The 20,411-nt window shown below is 66.3% G+C and carries 20 protein-coding genes; 6 read left to right on the top strand and 14 right to left on the bottom strand.

Annotation, left to right across the window (positions count from 1 at the left end):
* Window positions 1-2: 2 nt before the first annotated feature.
* Entirely contained in the window at window positions 3-719 is a 717-nt protein-coding gene (locus tag ACHMWQ_RS21375) for a FadR/GntR family transcriptional regulator (protein ID WP_396309006.1), read from the bottom strand.
* Window positions 720-1,047: 328 nt separating this feature from the next.
* Here ACHMWQ_RS21375 and ACHMWQ_RS21370 point away from each other — a divergent pair, with 328 nt between their 5' ends.
* Window positions 1,048-1,545 (top strand): murein L,D-transpeptidase family protein, encoded by a 498-nt coding sequence (locus ACHMWQ_RS21370; RefSeq protein WP_396309506.1) that lies wholly within the window; start codon window positions 1,048-1,050, stop codon window positions 1,543-1,545.
* 97 nt (window positions 1,546-1,642) lie between these two features.
* Here ACHMWQ_RS21370 and ACHMWQ_RS21365 read toward each other — a convergent pair whose 3' ends face one another.
* Entirely contained in the window at window positions 1,643-2,227 is a 585-nt protein-coding gene (locus ACHMWQ_RS21365; RefSeq protein ID WP_396309005.1) for a hypothetical protein, read from the bottom strand.
* Window positions 2,224-2,859, bottom strand: a complete 636-nt coding sequence (locus ACHMWQ_RS21360) for a YjbE family putative metal transport protein (protein ID WP_396309004.1) — start codon at window positions 2,857-2,859, stop codon at window positions 2,224-2,226. The genes ACHMWQ_RS21365 and ACHMWQ_RS21360 overlap by 4 nt, the downstream gene beginning before the upstream one ends.
* A 248-nt stretch (window positions 2,860-3,107) precedes the next feature.
* On the opposite strand from ACHMWQ_RS21360, the gene ACHMWQ_RS21355 reads away from it, so the two are divergent.
* Window positions 3,108-4,337, top strand: a complete 1,230-nt coding sequence (locus ACHMWQ_RS21355; RefSeq protein ID WP_396309003.1) for a class I SAM-dependent methyltransferase — start codon at window positions 3,108-3,110, stop codon at window positions 4,335-4,337.
* A gap of 203 nt (window positions 4,338-4,540) precedes the next feature.
* Here ACHMWQ_RS21355 and ACHMWQ_RS21350 read toward each other — a convergent pair whose 3' ends face one another.
* The 6 genes from ACHMWQ_RS21350 to ACHMWQ_RS21325 form a co-directional block, all read right to left on the bottom strand.
* Window positions 4,541-5,647 carry a DUF1513 domain-containing protein gene (locus ACHMWQ_RS21350; RefSeq protein WP_396309002.1) on the bottom strand — a complete coding sequence of 369 codons (1,107 nt, stop codon included), beginning with the start codon at window positions 5,645-5,647 and terminating at the stop codon, window positions 4,541-4,543.
* Window positions 5,637-6,740: an imelysin family protein gene (locus ACHMWQ_RS21345; RefSeq protein ID WP_396309001.1), complete on the bottom strand. Its 1,104-nt coding sequence runs from the start codon at window positions 6,738-6,740 to the stop codon at window positions 5,637-5,639. Before ACHMWQ_RS21345 ends, ACHMWQ_RS21350 begins: the two co-directional genes overlap by 11 nt.
* Entirely contained in the window at window positions 6,737-7,951 is a 1,215-nt protein-coding gene (locus ACHMWQ_RS21340; protein WP_396309000.1) for a di-heme oxidoredictase family protein, read from the bottom strand. The genes ACHMWQ_RS21345 and ACHMWQ_RS21340 overlap by 4 nt, the downstream gene beginning before the upstream one ends.
* 11 nt (window positions 7,952-7,962) lie before the next feature.
* Window positions 7,963-9,375, bottom strand: coding sequence for a multicopper oxidase family protein (locus tag ACHMWQ_RS21335; RefSeq protein WP_396308999.1), 1,413 nt, complete (start codon window positions 9,373-9,375; stop codon window positions 7,963-7,965).
* A gap of 119 nt (window positions 9,376-9,494) precedes the next feature.
* Window positions 9,495-10,760, bottom strand: a complete 1,266-nt coding sequence (locus tag ACHMWQ_RS21330) for an imelysin family protein (protein ID WP_396309505.1) — start codon at window positions 10,758-10,760, stop codon at window positions 9,495-9,497.
* A gap of 48 nt (window positions 10,761-10,808) precedes the next feature.
* Entirely contained in the window at window positions 10,809-11,309 is a 501-nt protein-coding gene (locus ACHMWQ_RS21325; RefSeq protein WP_396308998.1) for a hypothetical protein, read from the bottom strand.
* Between the two features lie 420 nt (window positions 11,310-11,729).
* Between ACHMWQ_RS21325 and ACHMWQ_RS21320 the strand changes: the two genes are divergently transcribed.
* The 4 genes from ACHMWQ_RS21320 to ACHMWQ_RS21305 are packed head-to-tail and all read left to right on the top strand — an operon-like array spanning window position 11,730 to window position 14,629.
* Complete coding sequence (locus ACHMWQ_RS21320; protein WP_396308997.1) at window positions 11,730-11,981, top strand: hypothetical protein; 252 nt, start codon at window positions 11,730-11,732, stop codon at window positions 11,979-11,981.
* Between the two features lie 7 nt (window positions 11,982-11,988).
* Window positions 11,989-12,741, top strand: coding sequence for a metal ABC transporter ATP-binding protein (locus ACHMWQ_RS21315; protein ID WP_396308996.1), 753 nt, complete (start codon window positions 11,989-11,991; stop codon window positions 12,739-12,741).
* Window positions 12,741-13,613: a metal ABC transporter permease gene (locus ACHMWQ_RS21310; protein WP_396308995.1), complete on the top strand. Its 873-nt coding sequence runs from the start codon at window positions 12,741-12,743 to the stop codon at window positions 13,611-13,613. The genes ACHMWQ_RS21315 and ACHMWQ_RS21310 overlap by 1 nt, the downstream gene beginning before the upstream one ends.
* Before the next feature lie 32 nt (window positions 13,614-13,645).
* Window positions 13,646-14,629 (top strand): metal ABC transporter substrate-binding protein, encoded by a 984-nt coding sequence (locus ACHMWQ_RS21305; protein WP_396308994.1) that lies wholly within the window; start codon window positions 13,646-13,648, stop codon window positions 14,627-14,629.
* Window positions 14,630-14,815: 186 nt separating this feature from the next.
* Here the strand turns inward: ACHMWQ_RS21305 and ACHMWQ_RS21300 are convergent, their stop codons facing one another.
* The 5 genes from ACHMWQ_RS21300 to ACHMWQ_RS21280 form a co-directional block, all read right to left on the bottom strand.
* The gene (locus ACHMWQ_RS21300) at window positions 14,816-15,406 is read right to left on the bottom strand and encodes a protein-S-isoprenylcysteine O-methyltransferase (RefSeq protein WP_354550793.1); all 591 of its coding nucleotides are present in this window, start codon (window positions 15,404-15,406) and stop codon (window positions 14,816-14,818) included.
* 9 nt (window positions 15,407-15,415) lie between these two features.
* Complete coding sequence (locus ACHMWQ_RS21295) at window positions 15,416-16,648, bottom strand: lipase (RefSeq protein ID WP_396308993.1); 1,233 nt, start codon at window positions 16,646-16,648, stop codon at window positions 15,416-15,418.
* A complete protein-coding gene (locus ACHMWQ_RS21290; RefSeq protein ID WP_396308992.1) occupies window positions 16,645-17,598 on the bottom strand; it encodes a sugar kinase in 954 nt (317 codons plus the stop codon). The genes ACHMWQ_RS21295 and ACHMWQ_RS21290 overlap by 4 nt, the downstream gene beginning before the upstream one ends.
* A gap of 83 nt (window positions 17,599-17,681) precedes the next feature.
* Window positions 17,682-18,857, bottom strand: coding sequence for an iron-containing alcohol dehydrogenase (locus ACHMWQ_RS21285; RefSeq protein WP_396308991.1), 1,176 nt, complete (start codon window positions 18,855-18,857; stop codon window positions 17,682-17,684).
* A gap of 142 nt (window positions 18,858-18,999) precedes the next feature.
* Window positions 19,000-20,403, bottom strand: a complete 1,404-nt coding sequence (locus ACHMWQ_RS21280; RefSeq protein ID WP_396308990.1) for an aldehyde dehydrogenase family protein — start codon at window positions 20,401-20,403, stop codon at window positions 19,000-19,002.
* Between the last annotated feature and the right edge of the window lie 8 nt (window positions 20,404-20,411).

The raw sequence follows: 20,411 nt of genomic DNA, 5'->3' as shown, positions 1-20,411 counted from the left end.
GGTCAGCGATCCCGGCGGGAGTCGGTCAGGCGTCGGCGTGCCTCCACCAGGTGGAACTTGGTGTAGAGTGCGGCCTGGTCGGCCTGCTGACTGGCGATGGCGTCGGAGATGTTGCGGTGTTCCTCGACGATGGTGCGGCGCCGCTGCTCGGAGCCGAGGCGGGTCATGTTGAGGGCGCTGCGCATCCAGTCCTCGATCCGGCCTTTCAGGCTTTCGAGCACGGCGGGGAAGACTTCGTTGCCGGTCGCGTTGGCGATGGCGAGGTGGAAGGCGAAATCCTCTTCCAGCCCGGCCTCGCCGGACTGCAGCGCATGTTCGAAGGCGCCGAGCCGGGCCTCGATCTCGGCCAGTTCGGCGTCCGACCTGCGCTCGGCCGCGAGGCGGGCGCATTCGGTCTCGATGGCGATGCGAACCTCGGTGACGCGCAGCACGCTGGCGACCTGCTCCGGCGGCGTCGAGGCCAGCAGTCCGCCCGGCGGCTTGTGCGAGACGAAGGTGCCGGCGCCCTGGCGCGCGATGACCAGCCCGTCCGCCTGCAGCCGCTGCAGCGCTTCGCGCACCACCGGCCGCGACACTTCGAACGCCTTGCAGATATCGTTTTCCGACGGCAGCCGGTCGCCGGCGGCGAAGGTGCCGGAGACGATCTGTTCCAGGATCTGGCCGTAAAGGATATCGGCGAGCTTTTCGCGCCGCGCCGGCTTCAGTTGCAGATCGACCATCCGCCTCTCGCTTTCCTGTCGCTCCGACTCATGTCGCGAAGGGTAGCCCGCCGCAACGTTTTTCCGAATGGCTGGCAACGCACTAAAGGATTGGCGCCGACACGGGAAGGCGAGCCAGGGCGCAAATGGGCCTCGATTTCGCCTGCCGAGAAATGCTCGGAGGCGCGGCAGAGGCGGGAGACCAATGAATGTTTGGCGGCCTTCCCGTCGAAATCGCTAGCCTTTGCATGGCTTTGGCGGTTTGATGGCGCCGGTTTCGGTTGTTTTCGAGGTTCGTGTGCGCGTCTGGTTTCGGGTTGCCACCATCGCCATCGTGCTGGTCACCGGCATGTTGGGCTATCACCACGGCATGGCGCGCATCGGCTCGGGGCCCGTGCCGTCCATGGCGTCTGGCGAGCGGCAGGCCGACCGGATCATCGTCGACAAGTCGGACCGGCGGCTTGAATTGCGCCAGGGCGATGCCGTGCTCGCCACCTATCGCATTTCGCTCGGCGGCGCCGCCGATGCCGGCCCCAAGCGCCGCGAGGGCGACCAGAAGACGCCGGAAGGCGTCTATGCCATCGACTGGCGCAATCCGAAATCGATGGCGCATATCAGCCTGCACATCTCCTATCCCAACGAAGCGGACCAGGCCGCGGCCGAGGCGGCGGGTCACTCGCCCGGCGGCAACATCATGATCCACGGCCTGCCAAACGGCTGGGGCTGGCTGGGGCCGGTGCATCATCTCTGGGATTGGACAGACGGCTGCATCGCCGTCACCAACAAGGAGATGCAGGAGATCTGGTCGAAGGTGCCGAACGGCACGCCGATCGAAATCCGAAGCTAGAGCGTCTTCGAGCGAAGTGGGTATCGGTTCGCGTCCAGAAAACGCGCCCCAACGGGAGTTGGAGCGTTGCGCCGTTTCAAAGAAACGGCAAAAGGCTCTAGCTGAACCAGCGCCACGCGAACTCGCCGTAGAACAGTAGCCAGAAGGTCGCGAGCAGCATCAGCCGGCGCCTGAGGTCGAACCGGCGGCGGAGCGGCGCGTCGATCGCGGCAACGAGGCTGCTTGCCACGGTAAAGCGCAGCAGGCGCACCGGTATCGTGACGCCGAAGAAGAGCAGGGCGGTCAGGCCCTCCTTGCCGGCGGCGACCGCGTAGACCTTGTAGGGAATGCCGGTGACCGACCCGCGCAGCATGGCGAGCGGCCAGTCCGCGCTTGCCATGCCGGCCATGCCCTTGGCGATCATCCCGGAGGAAACGAAGGGGACGGCGGCCAGAAGATTCGTTGCGGCGACGGGATCGGCCAGGCCATAGCGCCACATGATTATGCCGCCGCAGGCCGCGCCGATCGCCGCCGCGAGCGAGGCCAGCAAGGCGACGCGCAGGCCCATGGCGACGGCGATGAAGGTCAGCAGCACGTCGGCGACGATAAAGAAGACCGTCGCCTCGGCAAAGCTCCAGACAAAGGCGGCTGCGATGGCTGCCAGCGGCAGCAGGGAGGAAGGAGTGCGCGGCGCGGCGCTCAAAATACCCCGGCGACATCAGCGAAGTGGAACACTTCCAGCCCGCCATCGAAGATCATCTTGAAGGCCACCCAGGCGATAACGGCCAGGCCGACATAGGCGATCCACGGCATCCGCTTCAGCAGGCGGGCGACGAAATTGGCGGCGACGCCCATCAACGCCACCGACAGCACGAGGCCGACGACCAGCACCCAGGTGTGCTCGCGCGCGGTGCCGGCCACCGCCAGCACGTTGTCGAGCGACATCGACACGTCGGCGATGATGATCTGGGTGATGGCCTGCTTGAAGGTCTTGCCGGGCGCGCTCTCGGCGCTGGCGATCGCCGCCTGCTGTTCGGCGGCCTCCGCGTCATGGTCGGTGCGGATCTCGCGCCAGAGCTTCCAGCAGACCCAGAGCAGCAGGATGCCGCCCGCCAGCGTGAGGCCAATAATGCCGAGGAGCTTGGTCGCGAACAGGGCGAAGATGATGCGCAGGACGGCCGCCGCCGCGATGCCGACGATGATCGCCTTCTTGCGGACGTCCTTCGGCAGGCCGGCGGCCGCCATGCCGACTACGATCGCGTTGTCGCCGGCAAGGACAAGGTCGATGAGGACGACGGTCGCGAGCGCGACCAACTCGGCAGCTACAAAATCCATTAGAGGTGAAGCCTCGGGGAGGTCATGGGTGGGTTCTGCACATCTGGGGCACGGCGATCCGAATGTCCAGTGAAAGCGGGTCACCCTTGGGGTGTGGATGCCGTCCCAATGCGCGGCGTCGTGAGCGGGTTGCGCGGTTTCGAGAGCTGTCGATTTGTAAAACCGTCTACGCACCGGGCTGTACGCTTTCCGGTTGCACAAACGTCGTCGAGCCGCTTTGATCCTATTCGTTGGACGGGGGAGTGTGCATGCGCCTGTTATCTCATCTGCTGAAGCGGTTCGTGCGAAATGGCCGTCTCACCGTGCTCGACCATGAGGGCAAGCGGCATGTCTTCGGGTCCGGCCAAAACGGTCCTGACGTCACGATCCGCTTCGCCGACAAGAAGGTCGAGCGCGAGATCTTCCTCAATCCCGAATTGAAGACCGCCGAAGCCTATATGGACGGGCGGATGACCGTGGAGAATGGCGGCACGGCGTTCGACCTCCTGTCGCTGTTCTCGGTCAATCGCAGCGGGCTCGCGGCGCATCCGATCCAGAAGGGTTTGCGCAAGGTCTGGCGGACGCTGCGTCGTAGCCAGCAGCGCAACTCGATCCCGCGCGCGGCCGAAAACATCAAGCATCACTACGATATCCCGCCGAAGTTCTACCGACTCTGGCTGGACGATACGATGACCTATTCCTGCGCCTATTATACCGCGCCGGATGTCGGGCTGCACCAGGCGCAGATCGACAAGCTTCGCCACATCGCCGCCAAGCTGAGGCTCGAGCCGGGCATGCATATCGCCGAGATCGGTTCCGGCTGGGGCGCGCTCGCGACGTTCCTGGCGCGCAATTACGACGTGCGCGTCACCTCCGTGTCGCTCTCGCCCGAACAGATCGGCGTGGCGCGGGCGCGGGCGCTCGAAGAAAACGTCGCCGACAAGGTGACCTTCCTCGAGCAGGACTATCGTCATCTCGAAGGCAGCTATGACCGCGTCGTCTCGATCGCCATGATGGAGGCGATCGGTGTCTCGAATTTCGACAATTACTTCGAGACCATCCAGCGCCTGACCAAGCCGGGCGGCTTCGCGCTCGTCCATTGCATCGGCCGGATGTCGCCGCCCGGGACGACGGCGCCGTTCATCCGCAAATACATCTTCCCCGGCGGCTATGTTCCGGCACTGTCGGAAGTGTTCGCCTCGCTGGAGCGGACGGGAACCTGGTGCGCCGACATGGAGAGCCTGCGGCTGCACTATTACTGGACGATCCGCGACTGGCGGCTTGCCTATGAGGCGAAGCGGGAGGAAGCCGTCGCCATGATGGGCGATCGCTTCTGCCGGATGTGGGATTTTTATCTGGCCTCGGTCGAACTCGGATTCCTGCACGGCTCGAACTTCGTGTTCCAGATGCTGCTTTCCAAGCAGCGCGACGACGTCCCGGTGATCCGGGACTACATCGTCGACGAGGAACGCCGGCTGGCGGCGGTGCACGCGGAGTAGGGGGCTCGATCGAGCGCTCTATTCGTTACCTCTCCCTGAGGGAGAGGTCGGAGCGAAGCTCCGGGTGAGGGTTTAGGGAACCCGCAGGATAGAACCGCCGGCACCCCTTGAAGCGCCAAGCCGGATAGGCCGTAAACCCTCACCCGCCCGCCTGCGGCCGTCGACCTCTCCCTCAGGGAGAGGTGAAGATCCCGTGTCCGGCCTCAGATCCGTCTTAGGTGGTTGTCGAACTGGGCGTCGCGCCTCGCGACCGGCGTCAGCCTGCCGCTTTCCGCGCGCATGACCCGGCCGTCGCCGGCGGTCGCCAAAAACGCTTTGCCTTCGGTCGCGGCGACGCCGCAGCCATCCGGCAATGCCACGACATCGCGAAAATCGCCGCTGGTTGCGTCCCAGAAGAACACCTGGCCGCCGATCGGCGACGAGGTGGCGATGGTCGAGCCGTCGCGGCTCGCCACGACCGAGCCGATATAGTTGCGGGCCAGCGGCGCTACCTTATCCGGAAAGGCCATCAGCTTCGCCTTGCCGTCCCTGCCGATGCGGCCGACCAGCGGTGGTCGGACGCCGCGCTCGCCCTCCCACTGGCAGCCGAACCAGACGGCGCCGGCGCCGTCGAAGGTCATGTGGCGCATGGAAAGCCGGTTGAGCGAGCCGTCCAGAACCGTCTCGTCGAGCAGGTCGCCGGTAGCGCTGTCGATGCGCACGATCGAGGGGCGCATCTCGGCCAGGTTCAGCTTCTGACGGCCGTAATCGGGATGGGTTTCGATGCCGCCATTGGCGATCACCAGCGTGCGGCCATCGCCGGCGAGCAGCATTTCATGCGCATCGACGCCATGCGTCTCGAATTCGCCGATGCGGTCATAGCTCTCGCCGCTCGCATCATAGATGCCGACGACGCCGCGCGAGCGATCCTCGCCGAAGCGGTTCTCTGTCGCATAGAGCAGACGGCCATCGGCGGAAAAGATGCCATGGCCGAAGAAATGGTGGCCCTCGGGCGGGGTGATGGTCGCCAGCGGCGTGCAGGAACCTGCGTCGACAATGACGGCGAAATAACCGGGCCGGCGGGCAAAGACGGCAAGACGCTTGCGCTCGGGATCGATGGCGATGTCATGCGCGCGGCCGGCGAGCTTCATTCGGCCGACCGCCGCGCCCCGCTCGTCGATGAGAAGCAGTTCATGCTGGCGCGGGCCGACGCGGACCGAGGAGACGAAAACCTGCCGCGCAGTCGCGCCGCCTTCTTCGCGGGCAAATGGCAGGATCGCGCGCAGCGCGCGTCCCGCCAGGCCGCGTATGCCGCTCGCCTCAGTCGCCATCGAGCGCATTGAACCCCGGCGAGATGCCCGCCGCCTCCGCGAACCGGAAATTGAAGATATCCTCGACCGTCTTCAGCACCTCGAAGGCATGCTGCAGCCGGGCATAGCTGGCCGGGTCGGCCAGCGCCTCCGGCCAGGGCTTGCCGACATCGATCGACTGGCGGAAATCGGTCATCGCCGCTTCGGTCGCGGCCAGCAGCGTCGCGGCCTGGGCGGGCGTCAGGCTGAACACGTCAGAGCGTTCGACCAGCCGGTCGATCGCATCGGCGGACGCGTTCAGGTAGGCGAAGCTCTCGCCGGATTTGACGAAGGCGCCACGGCCGGGTTTCGCCGTCTCGATCGATTTGCCCAGCGCCGGCAGAAGGCGCTGGTCGCGCATCTGCTGCAGGCCGGTGACAACCGCCTTCAGGATCTCGACCAGCGGCTCGGTCGCGTCGCGATAAACGATGTTGGCGCCGCCGGGGCTCAGCATCAGGTCGCGCCAGCCGCTCTGGCGGGTCCATTCGGTCACCGCTTCGGTGGCGATCAGGTTGAGGTTCTCGGCGATGCGAAGCGCCAGCTGGCAGCGATAGGCGGAGGTCTCGGCGTCGTCGGATGCGCCGAAGACCAGTGCCTCGAAGGCCGGCATGCCCTGCACGGCGGCGCTCTTCTTAGCGATCGCGCCGGGCTCGAGCAGCGCCGGATCGGGCTTTGCCAGGATCTGGCGCAACTGGCGCGCTCCGGTCCCATGCGGATCGGGCAGGAAGGAGAAGCGCTCCAGCCGGGCCTTTTCCGCCATCGGGCCGAAGCGCAGGAAATCGACATGAGCCCAGGCCTGCAGCACGGCCGTGAAGGCGGCGCGAACCTTTTCGTCCGGCGCCGCGGTCGGGTTCTTGCAGCTCTCGCTCATCCCCGCGACCAGCTTGGCCGTCGCGTCGCGCAGCGCCTCGTAGGACGGGATGAAATAGTCGTCGATCGCCTTCTTCGCGACCTTGTCCAGCGCTTCGGTGCTGGGACCGGGCTTGGCCGGTGCGTCGCCGGATTGCGCGAAGGCGCGCCGCGCCGCGAGCAGCAGGGGCGACAGCAGCAGCAGGCGTTTGGTGATCGCGATCATAGCGTTTCCAGATAGGCGACGAGCGCGGCCCGGTCGGCCGCCACAAGGGCTTCATAGCGTGTTTTGGCGGCCGTGGCTTCGCCGCCATGCGCGCGGATGGCCTCATCGAGTGTGCCGGCCCGGCCATCATGCAGGTAGCGTCGGTCGGCATCTTTGCGAAAGGCCAGGGTGGTAAGCGGTGCCGTGCGCCATTCGGACGAGGCAACGCCCGGTTCGCCGACGCCGTCATCGAGGGCCGGGCCCATGTCGTGCAGCAGCAGGTCGCTATAGATCGCGACCGTGCCGCCGCCCTTGGCCGGCAGGCTAGGCACGTGGCAGGCGGCGCAGCCGGCCGAAGCGAACAGGGCAGCGCCGGGCGGCGGCGGATCGACCGGCTTCGGCGCGGCGAGGCTTTTCAGATAGGCGTTGAGCAGCCGCACCATCTCGCCGGAGATCTCTTCATTGTCGAAGGTCGGGCTTCGGCCATCGGGAGCCGCGAGGCAATCGGGCTCGGCCTTGGTGCAATCGCCATGCGGGAAGGGCGCCAGCGGGCTCGACATGCCGATATCCAGCATGAAGGCGTCAGAGGTCATCTGGCTCAGGCTCGGCGCGGAGGCTTTCCAGCCATAGCGGCCGAGCATCGGCTTGCCGTCGACCTGCACGAAATGCGGCCGGCCGCCAATGCCGTCGGGATGCGTCCTGTTGCGTTCGGCGAGCGCCAGCACGGCGGCCTCGTCCACCTTTTCGATCAGGCCGATGCCGCGCAGCGAGGGCGCCTGGCGGGGGCCGAGGCGGGTCTCGGGCGCAAGATCGCCTCGGCTCGGCGCGAAGATGACGGCCAGCGGCCCGCGGGCCACGTCCGGCAGCGCATAGGTGACCGTCCCTTCGCTGATCAGGCCGGAGACCGCGCGAGGCTGGATCTGGCGGCCATAGACCGGGTCGGTGATGCCATGCGCATCGCCGAGGCGCGTTGCGAGCCCGCGCTGCGCCAAAGTGCCGTCGGGCTGCACGGTGAGCTTGGCCGAGAGCGCCTTGCCGGAATGGCAGCTGGCGCAGCTCTTCTCGTTGAACAGCGGCCCGAGCCCGTCATTGGCGAGCGTCGAGGAGGGCGCCTGCACCCAGATTCGGTCGAACAGCGCCTTTCCGATCGCCGCGTCCAGCCCATCGGCCGTGGCGAGCGCAGGCAGCGCGGTGAACAAAGCGAGCGCGAGAATGGCGTGGCGCAGGCGCATCGGCGCGATCCTCACGCGACCTCGTACCACGCCATCATGCCGGTCTCCTGATGCTCGATGATGTGGCAGTGGAGCATCCATTTTCCGGGATTGTCGGCAACGAAGGCGATCTCCATCCGCTCCTTCGGCAGCAGCAGCACCGTATCGGCGTGGTGCTCCGGCAGGTCGCGGCGGTTCGATTTCAGCACACTGAAGCTGTGCCCATGCAAATGGATCGGGTGCATGTGCGGCGTGACGTTGCGCAGCTCGAAAATATAGGTCTTGCCGCGTTCCAGCGTCGCCATGGGCGGCGGAATCTGCTGCATGTCGCTCGGCCAGGATGCCTTGTTGATCGCCCAGAGATTGCTCTCCGAAAGGCAAAGCGGGCCGAGCGGCGCACCATCGGCGACGAGATCCGCGACGGCGGCACCGGTGGCGGTGGCCGAGAAGGTGATCGGAAACCGCGTCGCGTTCGCAAGATCGGGCGCCGGTATCCGGCCAGCAGCGAGCGGTGCCGGATCGAACGGCCCCTTCCGGCGCGCCGGACCCTGCGCGACGAGATGGGCGAGCGGCACCGGCTTGGCGGCGAAATAATCGACCAGCGTCGCCGTGCCGCCATCCGCCGGGGTGCGGACGATCAGGTCGGCGCGCATCGCCGGCCCCATGCGCCAGGAGCGCAGCGGGAAGGGCGGGCAGGCAATGCCGTCGATCGCCACCACCGCGGCCTCGGCGCCTTCAATGCCGATCTCGGTCAGGCGGGTCGGGTCGACATTGACGATGCGCAGGCGGACATCGGCGGAGGCCGGCAGGGTGATGTCGGGGAGGATCGCGCCATTGACGCTGCGCACCGTGCCGAAAGTGCCGGCCTTGCCGGCGCCCTCCTGGGTCAGGAAAGGCAGGAAGCCGGTGCCGGCCTCGTCGATGCGCCAGTCCTTCAGCACCACCAGTTCGTCGGCGTCATAAGGCTCCGGCGCGTCACCCTCGACGATCAGGATGCCGACCAGGCCGCGGCCAAGCTGTTCGGCCGAGTTGCAGTGCGTGTGGAAGAAGAAGGTGCCGGTATCGGGCGGCACGAAGGAATAGTCGTAGCTCTCGCCCGACTCGACCGGCGGCTGCACCAGATAGGGCACGCCGTCCTGGTCGTTGGGCAGGCGAATGCCGTGCCAGTGGATCGAGACATGCTCGCCCGGCCGGGTCAGCCCGTTGACGAGATGGGTGTTGAGGCGCTGTCCGAGCTTCACGCGCACGATGGGCGGCAGCGCTGCGTCGGTGAAGGTCCAGAGCGGCAGGCTCTTGCCGTTGAAGCAGGGCAGGGAAAGCTGGCGCTCGGCCGCCTTCAGCTGGAGCGAGACGACGCTTTCCGCGCCGACGGGGGCCGTGGGCGGCAGCGGCCGGGTAAAGGCGGGAGCGCTCCCCGGGCGGCCAAACAGGACGGAGCCTGCCATGGCAGCGGAACCGAGAAGGACGGAACGGCGCGAGATCATGATCGGGGGGCTCTGGTGGCGTGGCCACGGAAGGTGGCCACGCCGGAATTGCGGCCCGCAATAGGGGCCAATTGTGACCGTTACTCGGCGGTGACGGCGGCCGGGTTGTCGAGGCTGTCGGAACCTTCGACCTCGATCTTCAGGCCGAGCGCCGCGACGACGGCTTCGACCGCGCGGGTCTGGCCGACGAGACCGTCGATCGCCGCCTGGACGATGGCGTTGCCGGCTGCGTTGTCGGGGCCGATCATCTGGTCATAGGCTTCGCCCTTGTCGGACGTGTCCTTGAGGACCTGCATCTTGGCGGTGGTGACAGCCAGCGCCTCGTCGACGCGCTTGGCGGCGTCGGCGTTCTTGGCAGCCGCCAGCTCGCGGATGCTCGGGCCCTCGACGACGGAGCCGTCGGTGCGGGTATACTTGCCCTGCCAAGCGGCGACCATGCCAGCCTGGTCGTAATAGTGGCTGTTGGCCGTGTTGTCGGAGAAGCAGTCATGCTCCTCTTCCGGATCGTGCAGGATCAGGCCGAGCTTCATGCGCTCGCCGGCCAGTTCGCCATAGGAGAGGGAGCCGATGCCGGTCAGGATCGTGGCGAGGCCGCCCTCGTCACCCTTGGCGGCCAGCTGCTTGCGCGCCTCGCCATCGGCTTTCCAGTTGGCGGCCATCTCTTCGAGATCGGCGACCAGCAGGTCGGTCGCTGCCTTCAGGAAGGCGGCGCGGCGGTCGCAATTGCCATTGGTGCAGTTCTTGGTGTCGTAATCGGTCGCGGGACGGTTGCCGGCGCCCGGACCGGTGCCGTTCAGGTCCTGGCCCCAGAGCAGGAATTCGATCGCGTGATAGCCGGTGGCGACATTCGCCTCGACGTCGCCGGCTTCCTGCAGCTTGTGCAGAAGCTCGGCATTGATCACCGTCGCGTCGACCTTGTCCGGGCCGATCTGCAGCGTCTTGTTGGCGATGACGTCGGCGGTATAGAGCGGGTTCGAATCCGAGCTGTCGCCATAGGACTTGGCGTCGACATAGTCGATCAGGCCTTCATCGAGCGGCCAGGCGTTCACGCGGCCTTCCCAATCGTCGACGATGGCATTGCCGAAGCGGTAGACCTCGGTCTGCTGATAGGCCGGGCGCGAAGCCTTCCACGCGTCGCGGGCAGCGGCCAGCGTCGCATCGGTCGGGTTGGCGATCAGCGCGTCGACGGCGACGTTCAGCGCCTTGGCGCCGGCCAGCGCGTCTTCATACTTCGCCTGCGCGATGTCGCCATAGGTCTTGAGCACGGCGCTGGCGGCCGGGGCGTCGGCGGCCAGGGCGGGCGCGGCGCCCGACAGGGCAAGCACCGCCGTGGCGGCGAGAAGCATCTTCTTGAGGTTCACAATCGTCTCCGTGCGTGAATGGGTGCGGTGAATTCAGTGAAACAGCCGGCGGCAGGGGCGGGTGGCGATCTCGTGGATCACGGCCTGCGGAACCGGAATGAGGATCTGGCCGGTATCGGCGAGGGCTTCGGCGAAGTTCCGGGTGGCGCGGACGACCTCGGCATGGCCCTCCGGCAGGATCAGCCGCTCCATGGCCTCGAGCAGGCTGCCTTCGTCATGGTTCTGGCAGGCGGCAATCATCGAAACGGCGCAGCATTCGTCGAGGCAAAGGCGCGGGCAGTGCGAGGGCGACAGGCCGGCGGGCCGGTCCATCCAGCTGCGCAGCGCTTCGACCCAGTGCGCCAGCGCGCCAAGCACGCGCCGGCCCTCGGCCGAACCCAGTTCCTCGGCATAGAGGCTCGCGGCCAGGTCCCAGCAGGTCGCCGAACCGCGCTCGCAGCCCTGCATCCAGCGGCGCAAGCCTTCGACAACAAGCTTTTCCGGCTGCCGCTCGAGATAGCGGTGGGTGCCTCCGCAAGGCAGGCGCGTCGCCATTAGCGCTTATCCTTGGAATGCGCGCGCCGGGCCGAATGCGGCTGTGCGCGGGGGAAGGTGAAATCCATCGTCCACTCCAATCAACAGGGAAGGCCTGTTGTCAAAGCGTCCACCGATCGTGGCGCGGATGGGCGACGTTTGGACCTCTTGGCCAGGTGAGTCAAGAATATGTAACACCTTGAAATTATTCTAATTCCAGTATTCGAGGCCGCTCTGGCGTTGAGTTCTTGATCGGCCTGCGGAATTGGCAAGGACGACTTTGGCAGTCCCGAGATATCGATCACCGCGCAAGCGATCCCCACCGCGACGGGCCTGCGACCCTGTCGCGGTCGCCGGTTCGAAAAATCCGCCGCGCGCCTCTTGCATCGTGTGAAATGATATAACATAACATCTGGCAATCGGCAGCGAGACGGACCAGCCATGGCAAACGCGAACCCAGGCATAGCGACGAAGGGCGGAACCATCCCCGCCCCGGCGCACGGGCAGGATCCCCACCATGGTCACAGCCATGCGCATTCCGCCGGCCATGAGCACGCCGCGCCGCACGACGCCGTCGCCATCCCGCGCGCCTATAAGCATTCGATGTTCCTCGCCTCGGCTATCGAGCGCCTGGTGATCGCGGTGCTGCTGATCGGGTTGATCTGGCTCGGCATCTTCTGGGCGATCGCCTGAGGCCGACATGCTGAAACGCAACGCTCCCTCCATCCGCCTCGACAATCTGACGCTGTCCTACCGGCGTCACCCGGCGGTGCATCACCTCTCGGGTACGTTCGCGCCCGGTTCGTTCACCGCGATCTTCGGCCCGAACGGCGCCGGCAAGTCGACGCTGCTCAAGGGCATTGTCGGTTTGATCAAGCCGGATAGTGGCCGCATCGCCCTCGACGGCGTCGGCCGCTCCGATATCGGCTATCTGCCGCAGCAGAGCGCGCTCGACCGTTCCTTTCCCATGCGCGTGCTCGACGTCGCGGCCATGGGCCTCTGGCGCAAGGCGGGCATCTTCTCGTCGATCGGCCGCAAGCAGCTCGGCGCGGTCGAGGCAGCCCTGGCTTCGGTTGGGCTGACCGGCTTCGAGGACCGCATCATCGGCACGCTGTCGGGCGGTCAGTTCCAGCGCGCCCTGTTCGCCAGGCTGCTGCTGCAGGACACGCGTCTAATTTTGCTCGACGAGCCGTTCACGGCGATCGACGCGCGCACGACCGAGGAATTGCTGGCGCTGATCCAGAGCTGGCATGGCGAGGGGCGCACGGTCGTCACCGTGCTGCACGACCTCGACATCGTGCGCGAGCGCATCCCCGAAACCCTGCTTCTCGCGCGTGAAAAAGTTGCCTGGGGCCCGACGGCCGAGGTGATGACCGACGCCAATCTCGCCCGCGCCCGGCACCTGCACGAGGCGTTCGAAGACAATGCCGAACTGTGCGAGATGCCCGCCTGATGGCCCTTTATGATCTTCTCTTCGGGCCGTTCATCGAATTCGGCTTCATGCGCCGCGCCCTGATGGGGTGCCTGGCCCTGTCGATATCCGGCGCGCCGATCGGCGTGTTCCTGGTGCTGCGCCGCATGAGCCTGATGGGCGATGTGATGGCACATGCGATCCTGCCCGGTGCCGCGATCGGCTTCCTGCTGTCGGGCTTCTCGCTGTTCGCGATGACGGTGGGCGGCGTCGCGGCCGGCCTGCTGGTGGCGCTTGGCGCCGGCGCCATCGCCCGCACGACGCCGCTGCGCGAGGATGCGAGCTTCGCCGCCTTCTATCTCGTCTCGCTCGGGCTTGGCGTGATGATCGTCTCGATCAAGGGCTCGAACATCGACCTGCTGCATGTGCTGTTCGGCAATGTGCTGGCGCTCGACGATCCGTCGATCTACCTGATCGGCGGCATTGCGACCGTGACGCTGCTGTCGCTGGCGCTGATCTACCGGCTGCTGGTCGCGGAATGCTTCGATCCCGGCTTCCTGAAGAGCGTCGGCGGCGCCGGTGGGCTGGCGCATTTCCTCTTCCTGGCGCTGGTCGTGCTCAATCTGGTCGGCGGCTTCAACGCGCTCGGCACGCTGATGGTGGTTGGCCTGATCGTCCTTCCCGCCGCCTCGGCCCGCTTCTGGAGCGAGACCGTGCCCGGCCAGATCGGCGCCTCGGCCATCATCGGCATCGTGTCGTCGCTGGTCGGCCTGCTGGTTTCCTATCACGCCGAATTGCCGACCTCGCCGGCCATCATCCTGGCGGCCGGTGCGATCCACGCTGTCTCCATACTCGCGGGCCGCCATGGCAGCTTTGCCAGCCAGGCGCTGCGGGCAAGGCACCTGAGGGGCTGAATTCTACGTTTCCAATGCAGGAGAACTACCCAATGAAGTCAAGTCTTTGGCTCATCGCGGCGGCGCTTGTCCTGAGCACGGCGCTGCCGGCCCAGGCCGCCGACAAGCTCAAGGTCGTCGCGACCTTCTCCGTTCTCGGCGATCTCGCGTCCGAAATCGGCGGCGACCACGTCGAGGTCCGCACGCTGGTCGGCCCGAATGGCGACGCGCATACCTTCGAGCCGAGCCCGGCCGACGCCAAGGCGATGGGCGGCGCGGCGGTGCTGGTCGAGAACGGCCTCGGCCTCGAAGGCTGGCTCGGCCGGCTGATCAAGGTCTCCGGCTTCAAGGGCGAGAAGGTGATTGCCACCACAGGCGTCAAGCCGATCGCCTGGACCGGCGCGGAGGAAGAGGAGGGGCATGACCACGACAAGCCGGAGGCCAAGGCCGAGGGGGGGCACGATCATGACGGCCACGACCACGCAGCGCATGAGGGCCATTCGCACAGCGTCGATCCGCATGCCTGGCAGAACCCGCTGAACGGCGTGCTCTATGTCCAGAACATCGTCGCCGGGCTCTCCGCCGCCGACCCGGAGCACGCGGCGGAGTACAAGGCCAAGGGTGAAGAGCTGGCCACGGCGCTGAAGGCGATCGACGCGAACTTCAAGGCGGAATTCGCCAAGGTGCCGGCAGAGCGGCGCAAGATCGTCACCAGCCATGACGCCTTCGGCTACTTCGCCGATGCCTATGGCATCCAGTTTGTCGCGCCGGAGGGCGTGAGCACGGAGAGCGAGGCCTCGGCTGCCGACGTCGCCAAGATCATCCGCCAGATCAAGGCGGAGAAGATCACGGCGCTGTTCGCCGAGAACATCACCGATCCGCGCCTGCTGAACCAGATCGCGCGCGAGACCGGCGTCACGATCGGCGGCGAACTCTTCTCCGACGCGCTGTCGCCGCCGGACGGCGCGGCGCCGACCTATCTGAAGATGTTCGAGAACAACGGCGCGAAGCTTCTCGCGGCGATGAACGCCAACTGAGTTTCTTCGTTTCAACGAGCGTCGGCAAATCGCTGGCGCTCGTTCCACACTCCGCGTCATCCCTGCGAAAGCAGGGATCCATGCCGCCGAAGCCTTGCCGATCGAGACGCCCCATGCCCCGGCTGTATGGATCCCGGGTCAAGCCCGGGATGACGGCGAGGGTGGTAATCCTGATCGGCTAACCCCTTAGTAAATATACGGGATCAGCCGGGCGGTCTTGCTTGCATAGTCGCGATAGACGCCGCCGAATGTGTCCAGCATCAGCTTCTCTTCCTTCTTCACGCGGAAGAAATAAAGGATGCCGACGCCGACGATGCCGGCGAGGCCGACGAACCAGTTCTGCAGCAGAAGCGCCTGCGCGATCGCCATCAGCCAGAATGACACATACATCGGGTGGCGGACATAGTGGTAGACGCCGCTCGTCACCAGCGTGTGCTTGGCGCGGATCTCCAGCGTCGCCGACCAGTTGTGGCCGAGATCCTTGTGGCTGCGATAGAAGAACCAGAGATAGGCGATGACGGCGACGATGCCGGCATAGGCGACGGCGGGCGAGAAGGGCAGGTTGGCGCCTCTGGGCGCGCCCATGCCGGTCAGCGCCCAGAAGCCCGGAACCAGGCCGAGGCCGACCACCGAGATCGCCACCAGCGTCTGCTGGCCGCCGCGATTGCGGGAATCCACGATGGCATGCTTGCGGGCGCGGCGCTGGTGGGGAAGGCGGATGATGAACCAGATCACCAGTCCGGCGACCCAGCACATCGTGGCGGCAAATTGCGTCATGTCGTCCCCTCAGGCTTCCGTATGGTTCCGCGCTGCCGGCTTCTCGGACAGGGAGAAGCGCTCGCGCAGGACCATCGGACCACAACAAATCTGGAAGAAATCATAGAAGTAGCGGCGCGTGTTTCCCATGACGAACTGATAGTGCACACGGAAAAGACTGTTGCGGATGCGGCTGTAATCGGTCGGCTGCAGCATTTCGCGGATGCGCACATTGAGCACATGCGGAAAAACCCGGTCCGGCGACGGCTTGAGCCGCATCAGCCTGGCGGGGTCGGTGCGGTAGAAATTCACCACGTCGGTCAGGGTCTGGAATTCCAGCCAGTCGACGCCATCCTCGGCCTGCAGGCGCTGGACCCGGGCGCGAAGCTGCTTCGCCGCCGGGTGCAGGCCGAGCTGCAGCACGCAGGACCCGACCGTCATCACCGAGATCGGCAGGCCGCGCCGGGTGATGTCCGGATCGAGCGAGAGCGCGCGTTCGAGTGCCTCGAGCGCGAAGACGCTGCCCTGGCTGTGGCCGATGATCAGCAATTCGTCGAGCCCCGGCTCGGCCGCGACGGTGACGATTTCGCGGGCGAAGCGGTCGACGCGCGCTTCCATGTCCGGCCTGCCGCCGCGCATATATTCGCCCATGAAGACGCGCGCATCGAGCAGGTGGCTGACGAACCAGCGGTTTCCCGGCCATCGCATCAGCCCGACATAGACGAGCACGCCGACAATGGGCGCCAGCCAGGGAGCGAGTGCGTGATCGAGGCGCAGGACGAGCGCAGCGGCCATTCCGGCAGCGATGACGAACAGCAGTGAGAAGAAGAATGGCGCGACGAAATAGAGGCCGAAGCGCCAGGCAGCGAGGAAATAGCGAAAGATCGTGCCGGAGACGAGGAAATCGGCCAGGAGCCCGAGGGATAGCGGGATGCGCTGCCAGATCGGCCGGGCAAAGTCGCCTTTCACCAAATCATCCCAGGCGAGCAGGCGAAAATCGGTCTCGACGGTCCAGCCATCGCCCCGGGTCTCGATCTCGGTGCGCCAGACATGGCCATCCGGCGACGGGCGGGCCGGAGTCGGCGTGGCCTCGACATCCCAGGTGGTGCGAAAATGGCCGAGCTCGCGCGCCTGACGGGCGAAGAACTTTTCCGGCGCAACGGGATCGTAGCCGCCGAGATAGAGCACGCAGCGACGAACCGGGCGTCCGGCCGTCGTCGAGGGCTCCCGGAGGGGAGCGTTGGCCAGATCGCCTGTCGTCATTTTCGGTTGAGGAGCGCCGCTTCGACGTCGCTGCGCGTCGGCATCGGCGCGACGGCGCCATAGCCTTCGGTGGCGAGGCCGGCCGCCGCATTGGCGTAGCGCGCGGCGGCGAAGGCGTCCCGGCTGCGCAGATATTCCGTTAGGAAGGCGCCGTCGAACGTGTCGCCGGCGCCGGTGGCATCGACGGGCTTCACCGGGATCGCCGGGATCACCATGCGCTTTTCCTTTGTCGCGACCAGCGCGCCATCGGCGCCCAGCGTGACGATGACGATCTTCGGGCCGAGGCCGAGGTAGAAATCGGCGATCTTGTCGGCGTCCTTCTCCCCGGTCAGTTCGAAGGCGTCGTCGGAGCTGGTCTTCAGGATATCGGCGAGCGCGGCCGCGGCATGGATGACGGCGCGGGCGCGCTCGATCGGCCAGAGGCGCAGGCGCAGATTGGTGTCGTAGGAAACCAGCACGCCGGCTTCGCGCGCGGTCTTCAGCGCCTTGAAGACGAGGTCGGCGGCCTGCGAGGAAATCGCCTGGCTTATGCCGGAGGTGTGGATCACCTTGGCGTCGCGAATGTAACCCAGCGACAGCTCTTCCGGCGTCATCCGGCTCGCGGCCGAACCGGCGCGGCGATAGGAGAAGACATGGCCTTCGGGGCCGTGCGTGACGAAATAGATGCCGGTCGGCGCGGCGGGGTCGATCTTGACCGCGCTGAAATCCACGCCTTCCTTCTTCCACAGATCGAGGAAGGACTGGCCGAAATTGTCGGCGCCGACGGCCGTCACATAGCCGACCGAAGCGCCCTGGCGGGCGGCCGCGATCGCGCAGTTCGACGTGTCGCCGCCATGCCCCGGCAGGAACGCCTCGGAGCCCTTGGCCTGATTGAGTTCGAACAGGGGTTCGCCAATACAGACGATGTCAGGGCTCTGGGTGACAGGGCTCTGAACGGTAGGGCTCGGCATTGACGTTTCTCCGGACGCGAATGGTGCCCTTCATGGCGTGTCACGCGCGGCGGTGCAAGACCACGCCGCGCGTGCAGTCGCTCTCAGAGCTTGCCGTTGATTGCGTTCCGGAACAGGAGATCATAGTCGGCGGCGGTCACGGCGATAGGATTGCCGCCGGTCGAGGGGTCGAGTTCCGCCATGCGGGCCGCTTCCGGCAGCACGGTTTCATCCACGCCGATTTCCTTCAGCGTGTGCGGAATGGCCAGTTCCTCGCGAATCGCCAGCACCCAGTCGACGAAGCTCGACGCGCTCTGGCCGGGCAGGTCGAGATAGCGGGCGGCGGCCGCCAGCTTGGCGTCGATCGCCCGGGCGTTGAAGGCGAGCACATAGGGCATGACGACGGCGTTGGTCAGGCCGTGATGCGTGCCGCGCAGGCTGGAGCTCGGATGGCTCATCGCATGCATCGCGCCGAGACCTTTCTGGAAGGCGACCGCGCCCATCGACGAGGCGATCAGCATCTGCGAGCGCGCCTGGATGTCGTGGCCGTCCTTTACGGCCTTGGGCAGCCAGTCCTTGACCAGCCGCATCCCTTCGAGCGCGATGCCGGCCGACATCGGGTGGAAGAACGGACTGCAGAACGCCTCCAGGGAATGCGACAGCGAGTCCATGCCGGTCCAGGCGGTGATCTTGGCCGGCAGGTCGACGGTCAGCTCCGGGTCGGAGATGACGATCTTCGGCAGCATCAGCGGATGGAAGATGATCTTCTTGGTGTGGTCGGACGGATCGGTAACGACCGAGGCGCGCCCGACTTCCGAGCCCGTGCCGGCGGTGGTCGGAATGGCGATGATCGGGGCGATGCCCTTCGGGTCGGCGCGGGTCCACCAGTCGGCGCGGTCCTCGAAATCGAACACCGGCCGCGTCTGGCCCGACATGAAGGCGATGGTCTTGCCGATATCCATCGCCGAGCCGCCGCCAAAGGCGACGACGCCGTCATGGCCGCCGGCCTTGTAGACGGCAAGACCCTCATCGAGATTGGCGAGCGTCGGATTGCCGTCGACCTTGGAGAAGACGGCGTATTCGACCTTGGCCTCGTCGAGGATCGCCAGCGTCTTCTTCACGATCGGCAGCGCCACCAGGCCGGGATCGGTGACGAAGAGCGGCTTCTTCATGCCGGTCGCCGTCAGCGCCGCCGGCAGCTCGGCGATACGGCCGGCGCCAAAGCGGATGGCGGTGGGATAGGACCAGTTCGCGTTCAGCGAGGCGTAGTTGTCGAGCATCTCGGGATCCTTTGCTTCACCTCCCCCTGGGGGAGGTCGACGGCGAAGCCGGTGGGAGAGGGTAGGGGAGGTATCCGGATAGGGCGTAAACCCTCACCCGGCCCTGTGGGCCGACCTCTCCCTCAGGGAGAGGTGAAGTGACCTAGTCGGTCTTGGTGCGAAGGTGAAAGCTCTTCGGCCGGGTCAGTTGCTCGTAGCCGACCTGCGACAGGCTGGCGCCGCGACCGGTTGCCTTGACGCCGGTCCAGGCGAGCGCCGGATCGACATAATCGCAGCGGTTCATGAACACCGTGCCGGTCTCGATCCGGTCGCCGATCGCTTCGGCCGCGGCGAGGTCCTCAGTCCAGATCGCGGCGGTGAGGCCGAATTCGGAATCGTTCATCAGCTGGATGGCTTCCTCATCCGACTTGACCTTCATGATGCCGAAGGCCGGACCAAAGGTCTCTTCCGTCATCACCCGCATCGAATGGTCGACATCGACCAGAACCTGGGGCGCCAGATAGGGCGTGCCGGCCTTGGCCTCCGGGAAATGGCTCGGGTCGATCAGGCCCTTCGCGCCCTGGCGGATGGCTTCGTCGATCTGGCCCTGGATGAACTCGGCCGCCGAGGCGCGCACCACGGGGCCGAGCGTCGTTTCCGGATCGGTGGGGCTGCCGAGCTTGTAGGCGTTGACGGTGGCGACGACGCCCTCGACGAAGCGGTCATAGACCGCCTTATGCACATAGACGCGTTCCATCGCGCAGCAGGACTGGCCGGAATTGAAGAAGCCGCCATCGACGATGTTTTCGACCGCGAAGGCGAGGTTGACGTCCGGCCGGACATAGGCCGGATCCTTGCCGCCCAGCTCCAGGCAGGTGGCCGGGAAGTTCGGCGCGCCGGCGACGGAGGCCATGATGTTGCGGCCGCCGGCGGTCGAGCCGGTGAAGCCGACTTGGTCGACGAGGCCGGAGCGGATCACCTTGTCGGTCGTCTCATGCGTCATGTTGACGAACTGGAACACGTCCGCCGGCAGGCCGCCCTTGGCGAAGGACGAGGCGAAATGCTCGGCCACCAGCGCCGTCTGGCTCGAATGCTTCATCACGACGGTGTTGCCGGCGAGGATCGCCGGCAGCACGGCATTGAGCGCCGTCATGTAGGGGAAGTTCCAGGCCGGCAGGTTCAGGCAGACGCCGAGCGGCTCGCGGCGGATATAGCGCTTGAAACCTTCCTTCGGACCGGCGTCGATATCGGCCAGCGACTTCGCCGCGATGGCGATCATGTAGCGGGCGCGCTCCTCGAAGCCGCGCATCTCGCCATGGCCATAGCGGATCGGCCGGCCCATCTGCCAGGCGATCAGCTCGGCCACCTTGTCCTTCTCCGCCACCATGGCATCGACGAAGGCGGTCGCAATTTTTTCACGCTCGGCGACGGGAACCGTGCGCCAGTCGCGCTGCGCCGCCTTGGCCTTTTTCAGCGTGGCGAGGACGTCGGCTTCAGAAGCCAGCGGCCGCTCGGCATAGACCGAGCCATCGACGGGCGTGATGATCTTCAGGACGGGGGCGTTCATAGTGGTTC

Source organism: Kaistia sp. UC242_56 (assembly GCF_044452255.1).
GTDB lineage: Bacteria > Pseudomonadota > Alphaproteobacteria > Rhizobiales > Kaistiaceae > Kaistia > Kaistia defluvii_A.
The sequence above is the reverse complement of the archived record's forward strand: the minus strand, read 5'-3'. Positions and strand labels throughout refer to the sequence as shown.

Excerpts from the sequence above, each read along its gene's own strand:
- ACHMWQ_RS21280 (WP_396308990.1), bottom strand. The coding sequence starts at position 20,403 with ATGAACGCCCCCGTCCTGAAGATCATCACGCCCGTCGATGGCTCGGTC.
- ACHMWQ_RS21360 (WP_396309004.1), bottom strand. The coding sequence starts at position 2,859 with ATGGATTTTGTAGCTGCCGAGTTGGTCGCGCTCGCGACCGTCGTCCTC.
- ACHMWQ_RS21370 (WP_396309506.1), top strand. The coding sequence starts at position 1,048 with ATGTTGGGCTATCACCACGGCATGGCGCGCATCGGCTCGGGGCCCGTG.
- ACHMWQ_RS21300 (WP_354550793.1), bottom strand. The coding sequence starts at position 15,406 with ATGACGCAATTTGCCGCCACGATGTGCTGGGTCGCCGGACTGGTGATC.
- ACHMWQ_RS21325 (WP_396308998.1), bottom strand. The coding sequence starts at position 11,309 with ATGGCGACGCGCCTGCCTTGCGGAGGCACCCACCGCTATCTCGAGCGG.
- ACHMWQ_RS21330 (WP_396309505.1), bottom strand. The coding sequence starts at position 10,760 with ATGCTTCTCGCCGCCACGGCGGTGCTTGCCCTGTCGGGCGCCGCGCCC.
- ACHMWQ_RS21355 (WP_396309003.1), top strand. The coding sequence starts at position 3,108 with ATGCGCCTGTTATCTCATCTGCTGAAGCGGTTCGTGCGAAATGGCCGT.
- ACHMWQ_RS21305 (WP_396308994.1), top strand. The coding sequence starts at position 13,646 with ATGAAGTCAAGTCTTTGGCTCATCGCGGCGGCGCTTGTCCTGAGCACG.
- ACHMWQ_RS21335 (WP_396308999.1), bottom strand. The coding sequence starts at position 9,375 with ATGGCAGGCTCCGTCCTGTTTGGCCGCCCGGGGAGCGCTCCCGCCTTT.
- ACHMWQ_RS21320 (WP_396308997.1), top strand. The coding sequence starts at position 11,730 with ATGGCAAACGCGAACCCAGGCATAGCGACGAAGGGCGGAACCATCCCC.
- ACHMWQ_RS21350 (WP_396309002.1), bottom strand. The coding sequence starts at position 5,647 with ATGGCGACTGAGGCGAGCGGCATACGCGGCCTGGCGGGACGCGCGCTG.
- ACHMWQ_RS21310 (WP_396308995.1), top strand. The coding sequence starts at position 12,741 with ATGGCCCTTTATGATCTTCTCTTCGGGCCGTTCATCGAATTCGGCTTC.
- ACHMWQ_RS21375 (WP_396309006.1), bottom strand. The coding sequence starts at position 719 with ATGGTCGATCTGCAACTGAAGCCGGCGCGGCGCGAAAAGCTCGCCGAT.
- ACHMWQ_RS21340 (WP_396309000.1), bottom strand. The coding sequence starts at position 7,951 with ATGCGCCTGCGCCACGCCATTCTCGCGCTCGCTTTGTTCACCGCGCTG.
- ACHMWQ_RS21295 (WP_396308993.1), bottom strand. The coding sequence starts at position 16,648 with ATGACGACAGGCGATCTGGCCAACGCTCCCCTCCGGGAGCCCTCGACG.
- ACHMWQ_RS21315 (WP_396308996.1), top strand. The coding sequence starts at position 11,989 with ATGCTGAAACGCAACGCTCCCTCCATCCGCCTCGACAATCTGACGCTG.
- ACHMWQ_RS21285 (WP_396308991.1), bottom strand. The coding sequence starts at position 18,857 with ATGCTCGACAACTACGCCTCGCTGAACGCGAACTGGTCCTATCCCACC.
- ACHMWQ_RS21290 (WP_396308992.1), bottom strand. The coding sequence starts at position 17,598 with ATGCCGAGCCCTACCGTTCAGAGCCCTGTCACCCAGAGCCCTGACATC.
- ACHMWQ_RS21345 (WP_396309001.1), bottom strand. The coding sequence starts at position 6,740 with ATGATCGCGATCACCAAACGCCTGCTGCTGCTGTCGCCCCTGCTGCTC.